This window comes from Clostridium psychrophilum (genome assembly GCF_018861705.1).
Taxonomy (GTDB): domain Bacteria; phylum Bacillota; class Clostridia; order Clostridiales; family Clostridiaceae; genus Clostridium_AD; species Clostridium_AD psychrophilum.
This window is the reverse complement of sequence record NZ_JAHLEC010000251.1, coordinates 1-1,207: the sequence shown is the minus strand read 5'-3', so window position 1 is coordinate 1,207 and position 1,207 is coordinate 1. Positions and strand designations below refer to the sequence as shown.

Genomic DNA, 1,207 nt, shown 5'->3' with positions numbered 1-1,207 from the left:
TGTCAACTGAATTTGAAAATGTCCCAAAAAGTTTTAATTATTAGCACCAGCAATAGCTGGTGCTTTATTACGTTTTTAACCTATTTTGGGGTATAGCAAACACATCTTAAAATCTAATTTTTTTAAGTAGTTTTTTAATCTTTTAAGCTATGCCTTCTTTTGGGCGATGAGCCTGTTTGTTACAGTACACTTCAAATGATGCTTTCCTCCATGGGTGATTCATCGGTGGTATGTAACGCTTTCTAGGAGCTTTAGGGACCACCGCAAGATCAAAGCTCTTTGATGAAGGAACATGTGCCGGAAGCAATTCAAGAGCATAAACTTTTTCATTTATACAAAAATATAGCTCATTATTAAACGCCTTTATTACTATACCGCAGGTACCTTTATGATAATACACAGGGTGACCCTTAGCATCCACAGGAAGATAATATTGTTTATGGTATTTTACACAACTCCCATTGTCTATTTTTCTACCAGCAAGAACTCCAAGAGTTAAATTAATTTTTTCAATACTAGGTTGCGTTTCAAATACAGATTTGATATTATCTAATGGTAGCGCAAACTGAGCATTGAATTTTTTTATGTAGGAGTTTAAAAATTTATTTGCTTGCTCAATTGTGCCTACTCCGGCTAAGCGTAATTCAATTGGTAGTCTTGATTGCAGTGTTTGGAACATTCGTTCCACTCGTCCTTTAGCTTGGGGAACACTGCTGGTTTTGATATCGATTCCAAGTTGTTTGCATGCATAGCCAAATTGAGTGAAAGTGTCCTCTTCGATAGAAGGGGATTTTTTCTGTTTATACTCAAAAACTGTACGCCTATCGGTGTAAAACATATAAGGAATACCGTAGGTTTTCAATATTTGCTCAAGTACATGATAATAGCCATTTAGTGTTTCTTGGGCATCAAAATAAGCGCCTACAATAGCTCCGGAAGAATCGTCTACAGCGATATGAAGCTGGCTCTTAGACTCACCAAACCACAGATGAACAGATGCATCCATCTGCAGCATTTCCCCAAAGTATGCACATCTCGGGCGTCTAGGATGCGATTCTTCAATAGCAAGAATTGAGCTCTGAATAATACTAGCTTCTTTCTTTGATTTTGTAGACTTTCCCATATTTATTAGTTTTGCTTGTAAGGCTTTTTTAGTAGCACGCTTTGCCTTTGGCGACAAGATGAATTCCTGTAAAAGGATGGAACG

At 37.1% G+C, this 1,207-nt stretch carries 1 protein-coding gene; it reads right to left on the bottom strand.

The genetic code is table 11. From position 1 onward, the window contains the following. Positions 1 to 142: 142 nt before the first annotated feature. The coding region (locus tag KPL38_RS19305; RefSeq protein WP_216290752.1) for an ISNCY family transposase at positions 143 to 1,207 on the bottom strand (1,065 nt) is incomplete at its 5' end.